This is a genomic window from Streptomyces sp. NPDC058469, assembly GCF_042721125.1.
GTDB lineage: Bacteria > Actinomycetota > Actinomycetes > Streptomycetales > Streptomycetaceae > Streptomyces.
On record NZ_JBHXME010000007.1, the window covers coordinates 1 to 20,475 of the forward strand.

A 20,475-nucleotide genomic window follows, 5' to 3' on the forward strand; every position below is an offset into this window, starting at 1 on the left:
CGCTACGTCACACCGCCCGCGACTGCCGCCGCTCCCTGACCGCCCTCGGCCTCACCGGATGAACCCGGACAGAATCGACCATGCAACGGACCCTGCCGCCAACCCCACCATGACGTCACCAGTCGGACTCGGCGTTTCGGCTGGTTAGGGTGGAGCCTGAAGGAAGGGCGAGTGATGGGGACAGCGTCGGCGGGCACCGGGGCGGGGAACGGACGGGCGCGCAGCCGGCGCGGCCAGGGCGCGCAGCTGCGCCGGGAGATCGTGGCCGGGGTCCAGCACCTGCTCGCGGAGTGGGGCAGTGCTGACCAGCTGACCATGCGCGCGGTCGCCAAGGAGGTGGGGATCTCGGCTCCGAGCATCTACCTGCACTTCGCCGACAAGACGGAACTGGTCTGGGCAGCTCTGGCCGACAGGTACGACGAGCTCGTCGCGCAGATGACCCGTGCGGGTGCCGATGCCGGCGATGATCCCCGGGAACGACTGCGGGCGCAGGCGCACGCCTACTGCCTGTTCGCGATGAGCAACCCAGGCCACTACCGGCTGATGTTCGAAGTGCGCCAGCCCGCGGTGGAACCCTCCAGGATCAACGGCCACCCCGCCCGACACGTGTCGGCCAGCTTCCGCACGGCGCTTCGCGGATGCCTGGAGTCCGGCTATGCCTTGTCCCTGCCGGTCGAGCAGGCGGCGCAGACCCTGTGGGCCGCGCTGCACGGCACAGTGGCGCTGCATCACAGCCTCTACCATGACGAGTCGTCCGAAACCCTGACACTGCACCTGGCGGACGGGGTGGTCGACTCGCTTGTCACGGGCACGCCCGGCACCTCCCCCCACTTCCCCTCCGCTCCCCCGGATTCAGAGGCTTCACGCCAGATCAGGGACCTCCTCTCACCACCACAGCAGTAGGGCCAACGACGCAGTTCGGCCAGACCAGCGCATATTTTCGCCGGCGCGCGCACCTGTCGCGGCACCTGCCGATCACGTAAAGCCATCCCTCGAACTCACCTCCAGGCATCGGTTGCCGCTCCCCTCACCCAGGAGTACAGTCCACGCTGAACTTAGTTAGGTTACTGAGGCAACTACCTCTCGACACCTAACTCACGTCGCCCCCAAGGGGCTTGACGGAGGTGGACCCATATGCAAATTTCCATCGATTTCGACAAGTGCTGCGGTGCCGGCCAGTGCGTCCTGGCAGCTCCGGAGGTCTTCGACCAGCGGGACGAGGACGGCATCGTGCTGCTGCTCGACTCCGACCCGCCGACCGAGGAGTACGAGAACGTGCGTCAGGCCGCGGCGGTCTGCCCGGCCGCCGCTATCGCGGTACAGCGGTGAGGCCCGGTGCTCCGTCCCGGATCGTCGTTGTGGGCGCTTCCGCGGCCGGCCTCGGCGTCGTCGAGGGACTACGGCGCGAGGGCTACACCGGTCGGCTGACACTCATCGGCGAGGAAGCCCACCTTCCCTACGACCGGCCGCCGCTGTCGAAACAGGTGCTGTCCGGCGCGTGGGAGGCCGACCGGCTCCAACTGCGCGCATCCGACGCCATCGAGAACCTCGATCTGGACGTGCGGCTCGGCACCCCCGCCGTCGCCCTCGACACCGACACCGCCGAGGTCGTGCTGAGCGACGGCAACCGTGTCTCGTACGACGCTCTCGTCGTGGCCACCGGCACCAGGGCGCGCCGCCTGCGCGGTACCGAGGGGATGGGCGGGGTGCATGTCCTGCGCACCCTGGAGGATGCCTTCGCGCTGCGCGAGGAGCTGGCCGCGAAGCCCCACCTGGTGGTCGTCGGGGGCGGCTTCATCGGCGCCGAGGCCGCCGCCGTGGCCCGCGGTCTGGGCTGTGAGGTCACCCTGGTCACCGACACGGCCCAGCCCATGGGCGACGCACTCGGTGACGACCTGGGCGCCATGCTTCGCGCCGTCCACCTCGAACACGGCGTACGCGTGCGAACCGGTGTCCTGGTCGACCAGGTCCTCGCGGCCGACGGACGGGCCACCGGGGTTCGTCTCGTCGACGGCGACACCGTCACCGCGGACGCCGTGCTGGTCGGCATCGGCGCGCAGCCCAACGTCGAATGGCTCGCCGGCAGCGGCGTCCCGGTCTCCGGCGGAGTCCTGTGCGACGCCACGCTCCACGCCGGCTCCGGTGTCTGGGCGGCCGGCGACGTCGCCGCGTGGCCGCACCCGCACACCGGTGAGCCGGCACGCATCGAGCACCGTACGAACGCCGCCGAGCAGGGCCTGGCCGTGGCCCGCAATGTGCTGGCAGGGCCCGAGCACGCGACCCCCTTCGAGACGGTCCCGTACGTCTGGACCGACCAGTACGACCTCAGGATCCAGATCTACGGCCGTACCCGGGACGCGGACGAGGTCCGGATCGTCGAGGGCAGCATCGCCGACCGCAGGCTGATCGCCCTGTACGGCAGACACGGCCGCGTCTGTGCCGCGGTCGGCGTCAACATGACGCGGGCCCTCCGGGGTTACCGCGCGCAGGTCGCGGATGCGGCCCAACTCGAAGCGAGGAGTGCGGCATGACAGTCAGTCAGGATCTCCGGGCCGGCGTGGTGGGTCTCGGCATGATCGGTGGCGGTGTGGCCGTCAGCATGGCCCGCAACGGCCGCGTTCCGGCCGTCTACGACATCCGGCCTGACGCGTCGTCGGACCTGGACGGTGTCCCGGACCCCCTGGGTTGTCCCGCCGACGTGGCCGGGGCCAGCGACGTGGTCATGGTCGCGGTCGTCGACGCGGACCAGGCGCGCGAGGTGATCGGCGGAGAGAAGGGACTGCTCTCGGCCGCGCATCCGGGGCTCGTCGTCGTCCTGCTGGCGACCGTCGCCCTGCCGGTCGTGCACGAACTGGGGAACCTTTGCGCCCGGCACGGCGTGGGCTTCCTCGACTGCGGGGTGACGCCTGGCGACAAGGCCGCCGAGAACGGCATGGTCGCCATCGTCGGCGGAGAGCGGGCCACCGTCGAGACGGCGCTGCCCGTGCTGGACGACTGGGCCAAGAAGGTCGTGCACTGCGGCCCGCTCGGCGCCGGAATGGCCACCAAGATCTCCCGCAACGTCATCACCTACGGCAGCTGGCGCACCGTCGCCGAAGCCGCTGAACTGGCACGCGCCGCAGGGGTGGATCCGGCCCGGCTCGCGGAGGTGATCGACACCGCGGATCCCGAGGGCCGCACCCTGCTGCAACTGCTGCGCCTGCACGGCCCCGACGGCACACTGCCCGACGCCGTCGGCCGGCAGATCGAGCCGCTGATGACCAAGGACCTCGACGCCGCCCGCGACCTGGCCGGCACACTCGGCGTCGACGTCCCACTCGTGGAAGTGGTTCGCACCCGGGCCCGCCAGACACTGGAACTGACCCTGGACGAGCCTCGCCGGCCGTCCGGCGACGATCTCCATCAGCGCGGTCTGGAGATGATGGACGCGGTCTACGGACCCGGCTTCAGTACGGCGGTCCAGGGCAGCAGTGATCCCTTCACCGACGAGACCGTCGACTATCTCTTCGCCCAGGTCTGGAGCCGCGAGGGCCTGTCCGTACGCGACCGTCGACTGCTCACTCTCGGCGTCGCGGCCACCGTCGGCCGCCCGGAACTCGTCCAGATCATCGCAGCCGGCGGCCTGGTCAACGACGAACTGACGCCTGACCAGTTGCGGGAGGCCGTACTGCATCTGGCCGTCTACACCGGCTGGTGCAAGGCCACCGCCACCCAGGCGGGCGTCACGGCCGCCATCGACGCGCACACCGCTTCCCCCTCCCCCACCGCCCAGGAGCAGAAATGACCGAGCCCCTCATCGACCAGCCCGTCGCTCGCAGCCCGCACAACCCCCTCGACCCTCCCGCTGAATACACCCGGCTGCGCGAGGACCAGCCCATCGTCAAGGTGCGCTTCCCCAATGGTTCGAGCGGCTGGATCGTCACCCGCTTCGAGGAGGGCAGCCAGGTCTTCAGCGATCCGCGGATGAGCGCGCGACGCCCACGTCACGACACCCCCGAGGGGGAGGTCGACGAGGCCGGGGAGAGCGCGCCGTTCGACGCGGGGTTCGTGATGATGGACGAGCCCGAGCACGGCGCCTACCGCCGGCTGCTCACTGGACGCTTCACCCCGAAGGCCGTACAGAACAAGCTTCAGCCCTACATCGACAAGATCGTCGACGAGCGCCTGGATGCCATCGCCGCGGGGCCGGAGACCTTCGACTTCGTCCAGGCCATGGCACTGCCCATCCCCTGCCTGGTGATCTGCGAACTGCTCGGCGTGCCCTACGCGGACCGGGACGGTTTCCACGAGGCCACCGTGGACCTGATGGACATGGGCAAGAGCCGCGAGGTGCGCGACAAGGGCGCCCACTGGCTGATCGACTACATCACCGGGCTGGTCGGCGACAAGCGCCGCACCGGCGCCACCGACGGCATCCTCGCCGAACTCATCAACAGGGCCGACGGTGACGATGCCGTACTGACGGAGCGTCAACTCATCGGTCTCGGCGTGCTGTTGCTGTTCGCCGGCCACGACACCACGGCCGCCATGATGGGTCTGTCCACACTCACCCTGCTCACGCATGACGAGCAACGCCGGGAGCTGACGGAGCACCCCGGGAAGATCGGCACCGCGATCGAGGAGCTGATGCGCTACCTGACCATCGTCCAGTTCGGCCTGGGCCGGGTGGCCAAGGAAGACCTGGAGATCGGCGGAGCCCACATCAAGCAGGGCGAGCTGGTCGTGGTCGCGATGAACGCCGCCAACCGCGACCCCCGCGCCTTCCAGGACCCCGACGCCCTGGACATCGACCGCAAGATGATCCGCCACATCGGCTTCGGTTACGGCGTCCACGCCTGCCTCGGTCAGAACGTCGCCCGCGCCGAGCTGAAGACCGTCCTGCCCAAGCTCTTCCAGCGCTTTCCGAACCTGCGACTCGCCACGCCGCTGGAGGAGGTCCCCATGGACTTCACCGGCACCAACTACGGCGTCCGCAAGCTCATGGTCACTCGTTGACGCAGCGATGACCCGCCAGGCCGGACCGGTCCCCTGCCGGACCGGCCTGAGTCTGCTCTGACTCACGAGCAGTGCCTCCCGCATCCTCACAGTCGGGGATCTTGGAGCCGACAAGGTCGGTCGCCGGCGGCCGGCCAGGATTTCGTCCGGACCATATGGATCCCCTCGATCGGATCCCGGTCAGCTGCCGTGCGGACATCATGCAGAGCTGCCTCGCACAACCGTCAAGGTTGTCCCAACCAACTCTGCGTGCCCAGGTCACCGGTACCGTCCGCGGGGCGGGAGTGCGGGAAGCAGTCCTGGGCGCGTTGGGCGATCAGGTTCGCGAATTCGACGGCGACGGGGCTGGGGGTGCGGGCTCCGGCTTGGATGAGGCCGATGGTCCGGAAGGCGTCGGAATCCTCCAGCGGCAGCTCGGTGATGCCGGGGGTCTCCTCGGGTGAGGGTGGCAGAACGGCCACGCCGAGTCCGGCCGCGACAAAGCCGCGGATGGTGGCGATCTCCGAGCCGTGGAAGGCGGCGTTCGGGGTGAAGCCGGCCGACTCGCACAGGGCCGTCACCAGATCGTGCAGACCGTAGCCGGGACTCGCCATCACGAAGTGCTCCGACTCCGCTTCGGCCACTCGCACCGAGCCGCGCCCGGCCAGCCGGTGCCCGGCGGGGACGGCCAGCCGCAGGGGCTCGTGGACGAGGGGCCGGACGGTGATGCCGGGTTCGTCGGGCAGCGGGGACGTCAGACAGAGGTCCACCTCCGCGTCGCGCAGGTGTTCCAGCAGGTTCGCGGCGCTGTCCTGGACGAAGTCGAACCGGACGCCGGGGTGTTCCTCGCGGAACCACTTGACGAGCAGCGGCACCGGAGCACTGCCCAGAGCGGGCAGGAAGCCGAAGGAGATCGCGCCGGGAGAGTCGGTGATCCGGCGCAGTTCCTCGTAGCCCGCGGCGAACTCCCCCAGTCCTCGCTGGACGCGGACGAGGAAGGCGCGGCCGGGCCGGTTCAGCCGTAGGCCGCGCCTTTCGCGGTCGAACAGGGGTGTGCCGACCGCCGCCTCCACCCGGGCGACGCTGCGGCTGACCGTGGACTGGGGCACGCCCAACTCGTCGGCGGCGCCGGTCAGATGCTCCAGCCGGGCCACGGCCGCGAAGCGGACAAGGTCCGGACACAGCCCCGCCAGCGGAGCCAGGCGATCAGAGCGGACCGGCGCAGCACCACTGAACGACTGTTCCATGGATGGAATGATAGGAGCAGTTCCATGCATTGGACGCATGCCTGCGGACGTTCTAGCGTCGCTCGGGTGACTGACAGCGACGCTCTCCCAGCCGCTCATGTGCGGGGCGGTTCGGGGTTCCGAAGGGCCACCCTGGCACTGCTGGCCGCCGGGATCACGACCTTCATGACGCTGTACTGCGTCCAGGCACTCCTGCCGGCCCTCTCCACCGACCTGCGCCTGTCGCCCGCCGCGGTCTCACTGACCATCTCGGTGTCCACCGCCGCCATGGCCGTGGCCGTCGTGCCGCTGACCGTCCTGTCCGACGCGTGGAGCCGCACCGCGATGATGTCGCTGTCGCTGTCCTCGGCCGCGGTCCTGGGCATCGCCTCGGCCTTCGCGCCGAACTTCACGACCCTGCTGGTCATCCGCGCACTGGAGGGCCTGGCCCTGGCCGGTCTCCAGGCGACCGCCATGTCCTACCTGTCCGAGGAGGTGCACCCGGGATCGCTCGGACACGCGATGGGCCTGTACGTCGCCGGCAACGGCATCGGCGGAATGGCCGGCCGGCTGATCGCCGACGGCATCCTGGAGGTCACCGGAAGCTGGCGCTGGGCCCTGGGCGGGGTCGGCATCGTGGCCGCCGCCGCAGCCGTCTTCTTCCGTATGTCGGTCCCGCCCTCCGTGCGCTTCGTACGCCGCGAACCCCAGGCCCGCACCCTGGCGGCGGGCATCACCCGAGCCCTGCCCGACAGCGGCCTGCTGCGCCTGTACGTCATCGGCTTCATGGCCATGGCCGCGTTCGTCACCGTGTACAACTACCTCGGATTCCGGCTGATCGCCGCGCCCTTCGAGCTCTCCCAGACCGCGGCGGGACTGCTGTTCGTGGCCTACCTCGCCGGTTCCTTCTCCTCCACCACGGCGGGGCGGCTCGTCGACCGCCACGGGCGCGGCCGCGTCCTGTGGCCCGCGCTCGTCACAGCGCTGGCCGGCCTCGCCACCATGCTGGTCCCCAACCTGGTCACGGTCATCGTCGGACTGGTCGTCTTCACCATCGGCTTCTTCGCGGCCCATGCGGTCGCCAGCGGCTGGGTCGCCGCCCGCTCCGCCGCGATGGGCGTCCAGGGCTCGGCGGTCTACCTCTTCCTCTATTACCTGGGCAGTGCCATCGGCGGCTCCCTGGGCGGCCTGGCCTACTCCTCGACCGCATGGCACGGCATCACCGTGTACTGCGGCGCGCTGCTGGCCACCGCACTCGTCAGCGCCGTGACCCTGCGCCACCTGCGCCGACCGAACCCGCTGCGCCCGGCCGGCGGTCGCGCCACCGCGGCCGGCACATCCACCGACAAGGCCACGGCTCCCAACTGAGAAGCCGGTGACAACAACACCGGCCCGCACCGGCCGCTTGACCGATCAGTAGAACTCGACGGTGTTCACACGGTTGAGCGGGCTCTCGCCGTCGAGGAACCGCGTGGCGTTGGCGGCGAAGAGTTCGGCGATGAGGCGGTCCTCCGCGGTGCTGAGCGCGGCGGTGTGGGGGCTCACCAGCACGTGGTCGTGGTCCCAGAGCGGGCTGTGGGTCGGCAGCGGTTCCGTCTCGAAGACGTCCAGCGCGGCGAAGCCGACCCGGCCGGAGTCCAGTGCCTCGATGAGGGCAGCCTCGTCGACGACGCTTCCGCGGCCGACGTTCACGAGGGTCGCACCGGGCCGCAGGGCGTCAAAGAACCGCTTGTCGAGCAGATGCTCGGTCGCCGAGGTGCCGGGGAGGGTGTTCACGACGGCGTCCACCGTCGAAGCCACCTCGACGATACGGTCGAGCGGCACGACCTCATGGACCCCCTCAACTCCCGTACCGCGCCTACTCGTTCCGATGACCCTTGCGCCCAGCGCGTCCAGCTTCCGGGCGACGACCCGGCCGATGCCGCCGAGACCGAGCACCAGGACGGTCTGCTCGCTCACCTGCCCCATCGTCCAGCGGCCACCCCACTCGTGATCCCGTTGCCCGCGCATCAGGCGAGGAAGACCCTTCGCTCCCCCGAGCACACCGAAGACGGCGAACTCCGCGAGCGGCCCACCGTGCACTCCGGCGGAGGTGGTGAACAGGACCCGGTCGAGTTCGTCGGCGGTGAGGTGCGCGGCCTTGACCTGGCTGCCGCCGCCCGCGGCCATCGTGTGCACCCAGCGCAGCCGCCGGTTGGCGCGGACCGTCCGTGCCAGGGCGGCGGGGTCCACGTCGGGGATGCCGTAGAGCGCGTCGGCCGAGTCGAGCGCCGCTTCGTAGGCACGTTGTTGTTCGGGTGTGCGGTGCCAGGTCGGGTCACCGGCGAAGTCGGCGGGCCAGCGCATCGGCGGGAGCAGGGCCTGGTCGACGACGAGGTCGATCCGTGGTTCCAGCGCGAGGACGCGCGCGCAGTTCTCCTCGGACAGTGGCGCGGCGACCGCGACCCGGAGCCTGCCGGGGGTTCGCTCTTCGGTTCCCATCAGGCGAGTCGGCTGCGCAGTGCCACGACCTCGGCGTCGAGGTCGGCCTCCCGGGCGACGATCGCCTCGACCGCTGTCAGCGCCTCCTCGGCGCGATGCGGCGGGATGACGATGACGCCGTCGCCGTCGGCGACGACGATGTCGCCGGGGTTCACCACGACGCCGCCGAGGGCGACGGGCTCGCCGATCGTGCCCGGTCCGTTCTTGAAGGGGCCGGCGGGCGTGAGTCCCCGTGCGAAGACGGGCACGCCGAGCTTCTCGATGATCGCGCCGTCGCGCACATAGCCGTCGACGACCGCACCCACAGCGCCGAAGACGTCGAACCGCTGGGCGAGGTTGTCGCCGATGACGGCGCGGCCGTCGTAGCCGAGGGCGTTGATGACCAGGATGTCCCCGGGGCGGATGTGGTCGAGCGCGGCGATCACGGCCTTGTTGTCGCCGGCGACGGCGAGCACCGGCAGCGCGGCGCCGACCGCCCTCGCCCCGTTCCAGATCGGGGCGATCCCGCCGTCCACGATGTTCAGCCGGTCCAGGGCATCGCCGAGATTGGCCACGGAGTGCTCGCGGAACCGCTGGAGGAGTTGCCGGTCGGGGCGGTCCCAGGCAGGGGCCACTCGCACGTTGTCCTGGGTCATCACAGTCTCCCGCTCAGAACTAGAAAATGCGAAAGGTTTCGCGTTTCGCGAGCCAGTCTGCATCCATCCGCGCCGCGAGGGCAAGAGCGGGCCAGAGGGGCGACACGGAGGCGGAGGCCGACGGCCGCTCCACCGAGGTCCAGGCGCCCAGAAGTCGAATCACGCACGAAGCGCAGGATTTACCTGGCGGCAATCCAGATCCTTGACCGCCCAAGAATGCGAATCTATTCTCATTCGAGATTCGAGTCGCACCTTGGCTCGGATACGCCCCTGAGCCGCGCTCCGTAATGTGTACCCCCCTGGCGCGAGCGGGCCCACGCATCTCCCGACGACACCGACGTACGACTTGTTCAGGACACCGTCCCCAGGGTCCACGACCGAAGGTGAACGCATGACAGCGTCAGATCGGCTCGACACCACGTCAGATCGGCCCGAGGCAGCGTCGGATCCGTTCGACGCGGCCGCCGTCGGTGTGGCCAGCGTGGACGACAAGGTCGTCCGCAAGGCCACCGTCGCCGGAGCCGTGGGCTCCTTCGTCGAGTGGTACGACTACGGCATCTACGGCCTGCTCGTCACCTATCTCGCGATCAACATCATGGGCGGAGCGGAAGCCGGAGGGCTCTTCCTCACCAACGTCGGCTTCCTGGTCAGCTTCATCGCGCGGCCGTTCGGCAGCGTCATCTGCGGATACCTGGGCGACCGGCTCGGGCGGAAGAAGCTGCTGGCCACCCTTCTGGTGCTCATCTCCGCCGCCACGGCGGCGATCGGTCTCATCCCCTCCCACGAAGCGATCGGCGTCGCCGCGCCCGTGCTGCTGGTCGCGCTCCGGGTGCTGCAGGGCTTCTCGGCCGGCGGCGAGGTGGCGGGCGCCATGTCGTTCGTCGGCGAGTACGCCCCGGACTCGCGCCGCAACTACATGATGAGTTTCATCGCCGTCGGCTCGTTCATCGCCCTCATGGTCGGCAGCGCCTTCTCGGCCATCCTGATCTCGACACTCGGCGACGACGCGATGGCTTCCTGGGCCTGGCGGGTCCCCTTCCTCGTCGCCGTCCCGCTCGGCTACGTCGGCTTCTACATCCGCCGCCAGCTGGAGGAGACCCCGCACTTCAAGGCGCTGCGTGAGCAGCGGACCGTCGTACGCAACCCGCTGAAGGACGCGTTCACCTCCCCGCGGCACCTGAAGGCGATCGTGCTCACGATCTTCCTTCCGGCGCTCAACGGCCCTGGTTACTACCTGCTGTTCGTCTACATGCCGACCTATCTCAAGACCTCGCTCGGCGACCACAACTTCTCCATGCTGCGGGCGCTCACCGTCACCGCGGTCAGCCTGGTCGCGATCGCCCTCTGTATCCCGCTCATGGCACGGCTGTCGGACCGTGTCGGCCGTAAACCCGTGCTGGTGTTCTCGGCCGTCGCGATGGCCGTGGTCTCGTACCCGATGTTCCTGCTCATCACCACCGGCCAGTTCGGGCTTGCCTGTATCGGCACCACGGTGCTCGCGATCGCCTTCTCCGGGCACGCGGCCGTGGTGCACACCGTGCTCGCCGAGATGTTCCCGACCACCGTGCGCTACTCCGCCTACAGCATCGGGTTCAGCATCTCGACGATCATCTTCGGCGGCAGCGCTCCGCTGCTGATGACCGAGCTCATCGACGCGACCGGGTCCAATCTGATCCCGGCCTTCGCCTCCATCATCACGGCCCTGATCACTCTGGTCAGCATCAAGTTCGTACGGGAGACCAAGGGCCGTCCGCTGGCATCCCACTGAGCCGCCACCACCTGGGAGACACCATGGGAATCAACTCGGTAGCCGTCGTCGCCGACCTCGGCGAGAGCTTCGGCAACTACACGATCGGCGACGACAACGCCCTGCTCGGCCTCGTCACCGCGTCGAACATCGCCTGCGGCTTCCACGCCGGTGACCCGCGCGTCATGGACCAGACGGTCGCGGACTGCGTCGAGCGCGGCATCGAACTCGGCGCGCACCCCGGCTACCCCGACCTCGTCGGGTTCGGCCGCCGGCTCATCGAGGCGTCGGAGGAGGAGATCCGCACCGACGTCCTCTACCAGCTCGGCGCGCTCGACGCCTTCGCGCGGGTGCACGGCGGGACGATCACGCACGTGGCGCCGCACGGCCGCATGGGCTCGATCGCGCAAACCGACGCCAAGCACGCGCGTGCCATCACGGACGCGGTCGCCGCGTACAACAAGGACTACGTCGTGATCTGTCAACGCGGCCTGCTCGCCGAGGAGTCGCGCAAGCGCGGTCTTGAGGTCGGGTACGTGTTCCTGGCCGACCGCGGTTACGGCGACGACGGCATGCCGGTCTCCCGGTCGCACGAAGGGGGCCTGATCCACGACCCCGAGCTCATCGGCGAGCGCTCCGCGCAGGTCGTGCAGGAGGGCACCGTGCGTTCGGTCGACGGCAACGTCGTACCGCTCGGGCACGACGCCGACGTACTGCTCCTGCACGGAGACCACCCGACCGTCCTGCAGAACGGCCTCGCGCTGCGGGCCGCGCTCGACAAGGCGGGAGTTCGCGTCGCGGGCCTGCGGGACATACTGAAGGAGAAGGCCGAGGTCGCGCTCGCCCGTTGAGGGCAGCGCGCGGGAGCCAGCCGATGACCACCGCACCGTTCGGTACCGTCGCCGTCGAACCCTTCGGGGACTCGGCGGTGATGGTGACCGTTCCTCACGCCGAACAGGCGATCCGCAGGTCCGCGATCGTCGCCTTCCGCGACCGGTTCCTGGAGCACCGCCCCCACGGTGTGCTCGACGTCGTCTCCGGTCTGGAGTCGCTGCTCATCGAGTTCGATCCGCTGCGGACCGCACTGGAGCACGTGGAGTACGCGGTTCGGCTGCTGGCTCGATGGGCGCCGGGCGACGGTCCTGAACTCCCCCGTACGGTACGGGAGTTCGCCGTCCCGGTCGTCTTCGACGAGGAGACCGGTCCCGATCTGGTGTCCGTCGCCGAGGAAGTGGGCCTGGAACCTGACGAGTTGGTCGAGGCGATCGCCAAGTCCACTTTCACGATCGCCCTGTTGGGCGCGGCGATGGCTCCGATGATGGACGGGCTCGTACTGCCGAGGCCGGTGCGTCGGCGGGCCGAGCCGCGGACGGACGTCGCCCCCGGAGCGATCATGGTCGCCGGGGACAACGCGATCATCCAGCCGTTCCCCGGCCCGACCGGCTGGCGTGTGGTGGGGCGGACTCCGCACACCGTCGTCGACATCTCCCGCCCGGATCCCGTCTCGTTCGGCACCGGCGACGTCGTGCGTTTCGTACCCGTCACACGGGACGAGGCGGCGGCGCTGGACGCCGGTTTCCTGCTGCCGGTGGAGGTGTCCCCATGAGGACCGTGGCGATGAAGAGCGTGGCGCTCGAATTCACCCGCACCGGATGGACCACGACGTTCCAGGACCTCGGCCGCCGTGACACGGAGCGGCGCGGCGTTCCCACCGGTGGCGCGGCCGACCAGCACTCGGCGCTCGTCGCGAACCTGCTCGCGGGCAACCCGCGCGGCGCGACACTGATCGAGAACCTCGGCGGCGAACTGGCCTTCGTCCCCGACACCGACGTCCTGCTCGCCGTGACGGGTGCGTCCGCGCGGGTCACCATCGGCGGGGCTCCCGTGGGGAGTTGGTCGCCTTTGGTGGTGCCGGCCGGCCAGGAGGTACGGGTCCGCGCCGAGGTCGGTCGGGGTACTCGCACGTACCTTGCCGTGAACGGCACGCTCGCCGCGAAGACCCTGCTGGGCAGCGCCGCCCCGGACGCCCGGATGGGATTCGGGCAGCTCGTCGCCCGGGGCTCGCGCGTACTGCTGGAGACGGAGTTCCGAGGGTTCCAACGCCGGTTCTTCGAGCCGCCGTTGTTCCGGCTGCCCGTCCCCGTCCTCCGCTTCGACGAAGGTCCCTGGCTCGTCGATGTCGTCGCGAGCCACGGTGTCCACGCGATCCCCGGCATCCGCGAGGTGATCGAGGAGGCGGAGTACGTCGTCACTCCCCGCTCCAACCACGTCGGGCTGCGCCTGGACGGCCCGGTGCTTCACCCGGACACAGACGCCGAGATCGTGTCGCACGGGGTTCCCGTCGGGGCACTGCAGATTCCGCACGCCGACGAACTCATCGTGCTCGGCAGATACAGGAGCCTCACGGCGGGCTATCCGATCGTCGGCGTCGCCTCACGGGCGTCCCTCCCGCTGCTCGGGCAGGCGGGACCGGGGCAGCGGCTGCGGTTCCGCTGGACCGACCGTGACAGCGCGATCCGTCGGCTCGCGCGGTGCGAGGCGGAGGTGTCTGCGTTGGAGCACGCCGTCGCGGAGGCGTTCGCCGCCGTCGGATTCATGGCGCCCTTGCCCCACCACTAAATGAGAAGCTATTCTCATTTAGAATCTGAATCTCACATCAAACATGTTGATCACGGAGGAGAATCGGTGACGACCTCGGCCCGCAGGATCGCGCTCATCACAGGAGCCGGCAGCGGTATGGGACTGGAGACCGCGCGGCTGCTGGCCCGGGACGGCGCCACCGTCGTACTCCTCGGCCGCAGACAGGAGGTGCTCGACCAGGTCGAGGCCACCATCCGCGCGGAAGGCGGAACCGCCCTCGCCCTCGCCGCGGACATCACCCGGCCGGACGACGTGACGCGCGTCCTCGACCGGGTCCACGCCGACCTCGGCCCGGTCGACATCCTCGTCAACAACGCGGGCAGCGCATCGACGGTTCTCAATCCGCAGTGGCTTCCGCACGACGAGTGGCGCCAGGTCCTCGACGTGAACCTCACTGCCGTCTTCCAGCTCACCCAGGCCGTGCTCCCCGACATGCTCGGCCGCGACACCGGAACCATCGTCACCGTCTCGTCGCTCGCCGCAGTCAACCCCAACCTGCTCGGCGGCGCGGCCTACGGCGCGGCGAAGGCCGGGGTGCGCAACTTCATGACGTTCCTTCACAACACCTTCCGCAACCAGGGTCTGCGGGCCATCACCGTGCTGCCCGGTGAAGCGGACACCCCCATCCTCGACAACCGCGCACGGCCGCCGGCCGCGGAGGAACGCGCCCACATGGTCCAGCCGGAGGACGTGGCCGAGGCCGTCCGCCTCGCCGTCGCCCTCCCCCAGCGCGTCGTCCTCCAGGAGATCGTCGTCGCCCCGACGCGGCAGCGGGACACCTCCGCCGACCTCGAGATCAGCCGCTGGGCGGGCGCCCCCGCTGACGCAACACCCCAGCCCTGACCCCTACTTCGAGCACCCGCTCCCAGCACCTCGCTTCCAGAAGGAGCCGCATGCCGTCCACCGTCTCCACGCACCCGCCCCGGTTCGCCACCGCCGAGGCCGTCGCCCGGATCGTCGCCGCCTCCCGCCGGACGCAGCAGCCGCAGTCCCGGGGCGACCTCGTCTCCCTCGCCATGGGCGAACCCGACTTCGACACGCCCCGGCAGGTGACCGAGGCCGCCGCCGCCTCGCTCCGCGCCGGCCGCACCCACTACTCCCCCCTGCTCGGCGAACCGGACCTGCGCGAGGCACTCGCCGAGAAGCTGCACGGCATCGCCGGTACCCCGGTCTCCGCCGCCGACATCCTCATCACCCAGGGCGGCACCGCCGGCCTCGCCGCGTCGATCCTCGGCGTCGTCGACCCCGGCGACAAGGTGGTCATCCCGGACCCCACCTACTCCCTCTACGCCGACCTGGTCAGCATGGCCGGAGGCACCGTCGTCCCCGTCCCGCTCGCGCCGGACCTGCACTGGGACCTCGACCGGCTCGCCGACGCCCTCGACGGCGCGAAGCTCTTCGTGTTCTGCAACCCGAGCAACCCGACCGGCATCGTGCACAGCCGCGCCGAACTCGACGCCCTCGCCGACCTGTTGGACGGCACGTCCACGATCGTCATCTCCGACGAGGCGTACGCCGACCTCGACTACACCGGCCGCCCCTTCACCTCGGCGCTCTCCGTCGACGGACTGCGCGACCGTACGGTCTACTGCCAGACCTTCTCCAAGAGCTACGCGATGACCGGCTGGCGCGTCGGCTACCTCTGGGGCCCCGCACCCCTCATCCAGGCGGCCGCGCGCGTCCACAACACCTTCAACGGCTCCGTGAACACGTTCATCCAGGACGCCGCCCTCGTCGCCGTACAGACATGCGACGCCGACATCGCCAGGATGCGGTCCGCCTACGAGGAACGCGGCGCCCTCATGCGCACGGAACTCGCCAAGATCCCGGGCCTCACACTCAGCGCGCCCGAGGGCGCGTTCTACCAATTCCCGCGCTACGACGTCGACTTGCCCGCCGTGGAGGTCGTAGCCGCGTTGCGCACGCACGGCGTCGCGGTGCGGCCGGGGAGCGAGTTCGGCGCCCGGGGCGAGGGGCACCTGAGGCTGTCGTACGCTGCCAGCCCGGAATCCATCACCGAGGGCGTCCGCCGGCTGGCGTACGGGCTCTCGGTCATTCAGTGAACGCCGTACCGCAGGCAACCGGGGAGCCGACCCATGCGCAGTGACACCGAACGCAACCGCAAGTACCTCATCAAGGCCGCCGCGCTGCTGTTCGAGAACTCGCCGACACCCGTGAGCCTGGCCGAGATCGCCAAGCAGGCCGAGGTGTCGACCGCCACGGCGTACCGGCACTTCTCCTCCGTCGAGGACATCCTGCACGCGTTCCGGGCCCAAGTCGGCTCCGAACTACGGGACTTCAGCGCGGCGCAGACCACCCGGGGCATGGCGAGACTCGAAGCGGTGTCGCGCTGCTGGGTGTCGCTCGTCCTCGAACACGGTGGGGCGATGGCGCAGATGCGCTCGCACCGCGGATACCTGGAGCGGCTGCGCGAGAACACCGGCTATCTCACCCCGCAGGCCGAGGCGCTCGCCGAGCCGCTGCGTCAGACCACCGAGGAACTCGGCCTCGTCGACCTGGGCGACGAGGCCCTGTTCCTGTGGAACGCCCTGTTCGACCCCCGCGACATCCTCGACCTCATCAAGAGCGGCCACACCGAGGACGAGGCCGCCACCCGCCTGGTGGCCGCGCTACGCGGCGCCCTCATCGGCTGGTCGGTGGCGACGGCCGACGGGAACCAAGGGACATGATCGCCACATAGACGCACTTCAACTTGGTCTGCTCATTGGGGAACTGACCTCAGACCGTGCGGCTTCGGCTCCCGGCGGCAGAGGTCTCACCCTCCGGCACCGCGCTCCGCTCGGAGTCCTTCTTCTCCGTGTGATCGGGGAGGTAGGCACCCTCGATGTCGACGTCGGGCAGAGCGCGATCGCGCCGGCGCGACAGGGTCCAGGCGCGGTACCCGAGGCGGCCCGTCGCGGCGGGGACGGGCGTCACGCGGACGACGAACGCGTCGATGAGGACGCCGACGGCGAGCGCGAGGCCAATGGACTTGACGACCGGGTCCTCGTTGAAGATGAACCCGGCGAAGACCGCAGCGATGACGAGCGCGGGGGCACCGACGACGCGGCCCCTGCGGGTGACGCCGTGGACGACGGCCTGCCGCAGGTCCAGGGTGTTCTCGTGGTGCTCGCGCATGCGGCTGGCGAGGAAGACCTCGAAGTCCATGGCAAGTCCGAACAGGCCCTCATCTCGGTGGTCGCCACCGCCTCCACCCTGCCGCGGCCGGTGACGCAGACGTAGGCGCCCTCCTCGGCGAAGCACAGGGCGGAGGAGAATCCGATGCCCTTGCTGCCACCCGTCACGACCGCGACCCTGTCATCGAGCTGACCCACTGCCATCTCCGTTGTTCGCATCGTCGATGCCCGGACGAACGACCGCCGACCCCTCCAGACCACCGCATGTGAGCTGGGCGAACAATGATCGATTCGGCAGGGTCCGATACCTGGCGGTCATCGATCCAGGTCGCGGCCGAACGGAGCCCGGCGCGCGTCGGCGTACTGCGAGGGGGTCTGCCCGTACCGCCTCCTGCAGGCACGGACGAAGTGGCTGGTGTCGGCGAAGGCCCAGCGGGCGGCGGCCTCGGTGACGCTGAGCCGCGAGCCCGGCGCCGTGAGGTCCTGCAGGGCCCGCTCCACGCGCCGTCGCCGTACGTACGCCATCAGCGGCTCACCCTGGGCGGCGAAGGCGCGGTACAGCGTACGTGGAGAGACGTTCAACTCGCGGGCCAGCAGCCGCGGAGAGAACTCGGGCTCGGAGAGCATGCCATCCGCGATGCGCCGAGCGGCGTCGGCCAGCGCGCCCGCGAACTGCGGTTCGTCGGCGTCGACTTCACCCTGGAGGACGCCTTTGACCAACTCGACCATGGCGTTCCGGGCGGCCTGCACGCCGACCGGTGAGAGGTCGTCCAGTACGGAGGAAACCGTGTCGACGTGGGCCATCAGGATGCGGAGCGACGCGGCATCGGCCTGACCGCCCAGGTGCCGGTCGCCCATCAGGGCGCGCAGTTCGCCGGCGGGCAGGATCAGCACCTGGGAGGCCGTACGGGGAGCTATCCCGAAGTCCCACGACGGGTCGTTGTAGCGCACGACGAACCGCCCCGCGGGCACCACCACAGTGTCACCGCGGCCGTCCGTCCGGGCGAAGTGCCAGCTTCCCCGGCGCACCACGTGCACCACCACGCGGTCGTTGAGGTGGTTGAAGCCTCCTCCGGTGCCGCCGACGATGGACTCGCTGGAGATGTCCTCCACGACCGCGTCCGCCACCTTGGAGTGGTGGATACGGATGCGGTAGTCGCTGTCGATGACGAGCCTGGACGGAGGGATGGGGATCGCGTCACCCACCTGCTCGTCCCAACGGCGCTGCAACAGGTCGACCGCGTCCGGGACTTGGCCGGGCACGGTGACGTCGACGGAGTACTTCCGTGTCCTGGGCACCTGCCCCTCCTCAGGGGCTGTACCGAGTGGTGCGTGCACGGTGATCGTCCCTCCGCCAAGCGCGGGGCCGGTGCGGCGAGTTGTGTCGACCAGATATTGGTTGACCCTTCAAGAGACCGGACTTTAGCACCGCGGAGGCCTTACGGCGTGCGGGCACGGCGGCACGCGATGGCACTGGCGTTCCATCGGGACGGCACTCTCGTTCAACCGCCCGCCGGCGCCCGGCACCTAGCGTGCTGCGTATGCGGGCGACGCCCGCCCACACATCCGGTGATCCTTCCGTGGCAGGCGCCTCTGCCTGCACGCCGTCCATCAGGAGTTCTCGCGCATGAGTTTCCATGTCCCCATCCAGCCGCAGGCAGTCCGGCCGTCCGAAGGCGGGCTGCACCTGCCTCCCCAGGAGGCCGTCACGACCTGGTTCAACGGCGACATCTACGCGACACGGCTCCGGGGTGAGCAGACGAACGGCGCGATCGGACTCGTCGAGGCGACCGTCCCTCCGGGCGGCGGTCCGGCACCGCACGTGCATGCCAGGACGGACGAGACCTTCTACCTGGTCTCCGGCGAGCTGGACTTCCTCAACGGCGAGAAGACGTTCACCGCGGGCACCGGAGACGTCGTCTTCATACCGCGCGGCACGACGCACCGCTTCGTCAACGCCGGCATCCAGCCCGCCCGGCTGCTCTTCGTCTACACCCCCGGCGGCGCGGAAGGCCTGTTCGTCGAGGGCGGCGACGAACCACAGCCCGGCGTCCAGGTCCAGCCCTGGGGACCGGAACGGATCGACGCCCGCATGCTCGAACTCCTCGACAAGTACGACACGGGCCTCCCGCCCGGCGCTCCGTAGCCCCGCCGGTCGTCCACGCGGCACCGAGGCGACGTACGGGGCCCGGTGCCGCCCGCCCCGAAGTGATGGCGCAGACGACTCTGCGGTGCCCGAGGAAGTGACGGGCGAGGACCCGTTCACCTCGGCGATGGCCGGCACCGGGCACCCGGCATGCGGTGTAAGCGACACCGCCCCGATGTGGACCCGCACATCGGATCAACTTGCCGCATGGCACGCCGGCATGGCTCGTGACGGGGCACGAGGAGGCCCGGGCGCTGCTGACCGATCCGCGCATCGGCAGACCGGGCCCGGAGCACGGGGCGTTCGCCAGGCGTCTCCCGCCGGGAGCGGCCCGCGAATTCCACAGCCACCTGTTGTACTCCGATCCCCGGATCATGCGCGCCTGCGGCAGCTGGTCTCCAGCGCGTTCAACCGCGCCGGGTCGAGGAGTCGGCGGCTCGCCGCCGCTCGGCCTCAGCCCGCACGATGGCGTCGGGCATGAGGAAACCGGCCGCTCCCACCGCGAGCGTGTCAACCGCGGGCCCTCCCACGGCAGAGGCCGCCCAGCCAGGGCGAGGCCCGGTTCGACAGCACCGGGCAGAGGCAACCCGGTCACCGTCGATCTCGGACGGCCGCCGTCGGGAGGCATCCCGCATCGGGGACTACGGACGCGTCATCCGGCTCGCGCAAGGCGATTGGACTGACGCAGCGTCAGCTCGCCGGCGCATGTGGGATGCCTCAACCAACGTTGCCCAGGCGGAGATCCGGGGCATCGCCTCGTACAACACGGCCACACTGGCGAGTGCCGCCGCCGCTCTCGGGTCTCCGCCCTGGCTGGTCGGCCTCTCCAGTCAGCACGTGCACGGAACCGAGTCTGCGGAACGGCGTGGATTCCTGGCCGGGGTCGTGGCGGTCGCCGCGCATCCCCTCGCTCGACAGGCCCCCCGTCATCCCGCCGCGACGACGGCTGGGAGGAGGCGAGGCAACTGCGCTCCGGCCGGCCACCGCGTCGTATCGTCCACTCGGATGCCAATTCCGAGGGGGCACAGGCGCCCAACCTGGCGGGGCAGTTGGGCGCCAGGCCGGCCAGTACGTCGGCGATCACGAAGGTCAGGTTCAGGCCCAGAAAGGCTGCTCGCCGGTTGCGTCGCAGCAGCACCGGAAGGGCCGGCGCCGAGACCGCGGCGATGCTCCCCGGGGCGGTGATCATGGTTCCCGCCGCACCTTCGGACACGTGCAGGTCGGTTCGGTCGCGACGTCGCCGAGCAGACCGACGGGCAGGAACTCGGTGGTGACGAGGGTGAACCTGCCCACCGCCCGGGCAGGTCTCTTCGAGTTTCACCTGCTGGCTTACCCAAGACCGCCATGCCACCGTGCGTAGCCAGGCGCGCGGTTAGGTGATCGTGACGCCTGGCACCGCGGACAGGGCCGCCGCCCACCGCCTCGATGAGGCTCCCGCGGCAGGCGGCGTGGGCTCTTCGACCCTCGGGGTGGTCTTCTCTGCTCGTCT

General features: G+C 70.0%; 19 protein-coding genes. 14 read left to right on the forward strand and 5 right to left on the reverse strand.

What is annotated here, in order from left to right; translation table 11 throughout:
• The first annotated feature begins 174 nt into the window (after nt 1-174).
• The 5 genes from ACFWP5_RS06130 (at nt 175) to ACFWP5_RS06150 (ending at nt 4,995) form a co-directional block, all read left to right on the forward strand.
• A complete protein-coding gene (locus ACFWP5_RS06130; protein WP_384150966.1) occupies nt 175-903 on the forward strand; it encodes a TetR/AcrR family transcriptional regulator in 729 nt (242 codons plus the stop codon).
• Nucleotides 904-1,134: 231 nt separating this feature from the next.
• On the forward strand, nt 1,135-1,329 hold the full coding sequence (locus ACFWP5_RS06135) for a ferredoxin (RefSeq protein ID WP_384150969.1): 195 nt from the start codon (nt 1,135-1,137) through the stop codon (nt 1,327-1,329).
• Nucleotides 1,296-2,531 (forward strand): NAD(P)/FAD-dependent oxidoreductase, encoded by a 1,236-nt coding sequence (locus ACFWP5_RS06140; RefSeq protein WP_384151363.1) that lies wholly within the window; start codon nt 1,296-1,298, stop codon nt 2,529-2,531. The genes ACFWP5_RS06135 and ACFWP5_RS06140 overlap by 34 nt, the downstream gene beginning before the upstream one ends.
• Nucleotides 2,528-3,784: an NAD(P)-binding domain-containing protein gene (locus ACFWP5_RS06145; protein ID WP_384150972.1), complete on the forward strand. Its 1,257-nt coding sequence runs from the start codon at nt 2,528-2,530 to the stop codon at nt 3,782-3,784. Before ACFWP5_RS06140 ends, ACFWP5_RS06145 begins: the two co-directional genes overlap by 4 nt.
• Nucleotides 3,781-4,995, forward strand: a complete 1,215-nt coding sequence (locus ACFWP5_RS06150) for a cytochrome P450 (RefSeq protein WP_384150975.1) — start codon at nt 3,781-3,783, stop codon at nt 4,993-4,995. Before ACFWP5_RS06145 ends, ACFWP5_RS06150 begins: the two co-directional genes overlap by 4 nt.
• 224 nt (nt 4,996-5,219) lie before the next feature.
• Here the strand turns inward: ACFWP5_RS06150 and ACFWP5_RS06155 are convergent, their stop codons facing one another.
• Nucleotides 5,220-6,221 (reverse strand): LysR substrate-binding domain-containing protein, encoded by a 1,002-nt coding sequence (locus ACFWP5_RS06155; protein WP_384150978.1) that lies wholly within the window; start codon nt 6,219-6,221, stop codon nt 5,220-5,222.
• A gap of 66 nt (nt 6,222-6,287) precedes the next feature.
• On the opposite strand from ACFWP5_RS06155, the gene ACFWP5_RS06160 reads away from it, so the two are divergent.
• Complete coding sequence (locus ACFWP5_RS06160) at nt 6,288-7,568, forward strand: MFS transporter (RefSeq protein ID WP_384150981.1); 1,281 nt, start codon at nt 6,288-6,290, stop codon at nt 7,566-7,568.
• A 45-nt stretch (nt 7,569-7,613) separates the two neighbouring features.
• On the opposite strand, the gene ACFWP5_RS06165 is transcribed toward ACFWP5_RS06160, so the two are convergent.
• Together ACFWP5_RS06165 and ACFWP5_RS06170 are read right to left on the reverse strand one after the other, a co-directional pair.
• The gene (locus ACFWP5_RS06165; protein WP_384150984.1) at nt 7,614-8,681 is read right to left on the reverse strand and encodes a D-2-hydroxyacid dehydrogenase; all 1,068 of its coding nucleotides are present in this window, start codon (nt 8,679-8,681) and stop codon (nt 7,614-7,616) included.
• On the reverse strand, nt 8,681-9,316 hold the full coding sequence (locus tag ACFWP5_RS06170; RefSeq protein WP_384150987.1) for an RraA family protein: 636 nt from the start codon (nt 9,314-9,316) through the stop codon (nt 8,681-8,683). Before ACFWP5_RS06170 ends, ACFWP5_RS06165 begins: the two co-directional genes overlap by 1 nt.
• Nucleotides 9,317-9,707: 391 nt before the next feature.
• On the opposite strand from ACFWP5_RS06170, the gene ACFWP5_RS06175 reads away from it, so the two are divergent.
• From ACFWP5_RS06175 to ACFWP5_RS06205, 7 genes are all read left to right on the forward strand, one after another.
• Nucleotides 9,708-11,084, forward strand: coding sequence for an MFS transporter (locus ACFWP5_RS06175; protein WP_384150990.1), 1,377 nt, complete (start codon nt 9,708-9,710; stop codon nt 11,082-11,084).
• A gap of 23 nt (nt 11,085-11,107) precedes the next feature.
• The gene (locus ACFWP5_RS06180; RefSeq protein ID WP_384150993.1) at nt 11,108-11,914 is read left to right on the forward strand and encodes a LamB/YcsF family protein; all 807 of its coding nucleotides are present in this window, start codon (nt 11,108-11,110) and stop codon (nt 11,912-11,914) included.
• Nucleotides 11,915-11,937: 23 nt separating this feature from the next.
• Nucleotides 11,938-12,669 (forward strand): allophanate hydrolase subunit 1, encoded by a 732-nt coding sequence (locus tag ACFWP5_RS06185; protein ID WP_384150996.1) that lies wholly within the window; start codon nt 11,938-11,940, stop codon nt 12,667-12,669.
• Nucleotides 12,666-13,682: a biotin-dependent carboxyltransferase family protein gene (locus ACFWP5_RS06190; RefSeq protein WP_384150999.1), complete on the forward strand. Its 1,017-nt coding sequence runs from the start codon at nt 12,666-12,668 to the stop codon at nt 13,680-13,682. Before ACFWP5_RS06185 ends, ACFWP5_RS06190 begins: the two co-directional genes overlap by 4 nt.
• Before the next feature lie 66 nt (nt 13,683-13,748).
• A complete protein-coding gene (locus tag ACFWP5_RS06195) occupies nt 13,749-14,546 on the forward strand; it encodes an SDR family oxidoreductase (protein WP_384151002.1) in 798 nt (265 codons plus the stop codon).
• Nucleotides 14,547-14,596: 50 nt separating this feature from the next.
• Nucleotides 14,597-15,766, forward strand: coding sequence for a pyridoxal phosphate-dependent aminotransferase (locus tag ACFWP5_RS06200; RefSeq protein ID WP_384151005.1), 1,170 nt, complete (start codon nt 14,597-14,599; stop codon nt 15,764-15,766).
• 33 nt (nt 15,767-15,799) lie between these two features.
• Nucleotides 15,800-16,393, forward strand: coding sequence for a TetR/AcrR family transcriptional regulator (locus tag ACFWP5_RS06205; RefSeq protein ID WP_384151009.1), 594 nt, complete (start codon nt 15,800-15,802; stop codon nt 16,391-16,393).
• Between the two features lie 49 nt (nt 16,394-16,442).
• Here ACFWP5_RS06205 and ACFWP5_RS06210 read toward each other — a convergent pair whose 3' ends face one another.
• Nucleotides 16,443-16,940, reverse strand: coding sequence for an MMPL family transporter (locus ACFWP5_RS06210; protein ID WP_384151366.1), 498 nt, complete (start codon nt 16,938-16,940; stop codon nt 16,443-16,445).
• Nucleotides 16,941-17,155: 215 nt separating this feature from the next.
• Complete coding sequence (locus ACFWP5_RS06215; protein WP_384151012.1) at nt 17,156-18,139, reverse strand: helix-turn-helix domain-containing protein; 984 nt, start codon at nt 18,137-18,139, stop codon at nt 17,156-17,158.
• A 328-nt stretch (nt 18,140-18,467) separates the two neighbouring features.
• Here ACFWP5_RS06215 and ACFWP5_RS06220 point away from each other — a divergent pair, with 328 nt between their 5' ends.
• Nucleotides 18,468-18,986, forward strand: coding sequence for a cupin domain-containing protein (locus tag ACFWP5_RS06220; RefSeq protein WP_384151015.1), 519 nt, complete (start codon nt 18,468-18,470; stop codon nt 18,984-18,986).
• Nucleotides 18,987-20,475 lie beyond the last annotated feature (1,489 nt).

Coding starts and splice junctions, on each gene's coding strand:
- ACFWP5_RS06175 (WP_384150990.1), top strand. CDS start 9,708: ATGACAGCGTCAGATCGGCTCGACACCACGTCAGATCGGCCCGAGGCA.
- ACFWP5_RS06130 (WP_384150966.1), top strand. CDS start 175: ATGGGGACAGCGTCGGCGGGCACCGGGGCGGGGAACGGACGGGCGCGC.
- ACFWP5_RS06205 (WP_384151009.1), top strand. CDS start 15,800: ATGCGCAGTGACACCGAACGCAACCGCAAGTACCTCATCAAGGCCGCC.
- ACFWP5_RS06150 (WP_384150975.1), top strand. CDS start 3,781: ATGACCGAGCCCCTCATCGACCAGCCCGTCGCTCGCAGCCCGCACAAC.
- ACFWP5_RS06155 (WP_384150978.1), bottom strand. CDS start 6,221: ATGGAACAGTCGTTCAGTGGTGCTGCGCCGGTCCGCTCTGATCGCCTG.
- ACFWP5_RS06135 (WP_384150969.1), top strand. CDS start 1,135: ATGCAAATTTCCATCGATTTCGACAAGTGCTGCGGTGCCGGCCAGTGC.
- ACFWP5_RS06170 (WP_384150987.1), bottom strand. CDS start 9,316: ATGACCCAGGACAACGTGCGAGTGGCCCCTGCCTGGGACCGCCCCGAC.
- ACFWP5_RS06185 (WP_384150996.1), top strand. CDS start 11,938: ATGACCACCGCACCGTTCGGTACCGTCGCCGTCGAACCCTTCGGGGAC.
- ACFWP5_RS06180 (WP_384150993.1), top strand. CDS start 11,108: ATGGGAATCAACTCGGTAGCCGTCGTCGCCGACCTCGGCGAGAGCTTC.
- ACFWP5_RS06220 (WP_384151015.1), top strand. CDS start 18,468: ATGAGTTTCCATGTCCCCATCCAGCCGCAGGCAGTCCGGCCGTCCGAA.
- ACFWP5_RS06200 (WP_384151005.1), top strand. CDS start 14,597: ATGCCGTCCACCGTCTCCACGCACCCGCCCCGGTTCGCCACCGCCGAG.
- ACFWP5_RS06145 (WP_384150972.1), top strand. CDS start 2,528: ATGACAGTCAGTCAGGATCTCCGGGCCGGCGTGGTGGGTCTCGGCATG.
- ACFWP5_RS06190 (WP_384150999.1), top strand. CDS start 12,666: ATGAGGACCGTGGCGATGAAGAGCGTGGCGCTCGAATTCACCCGCACC.
- ACFWP5_RS06165 (WP_384150984.1), bottom strand. CDS start 8,681: ATGGGAACCGAAGAGCGAACCCCCGGCAGGCTCCGGGTCGCGGTCGCC.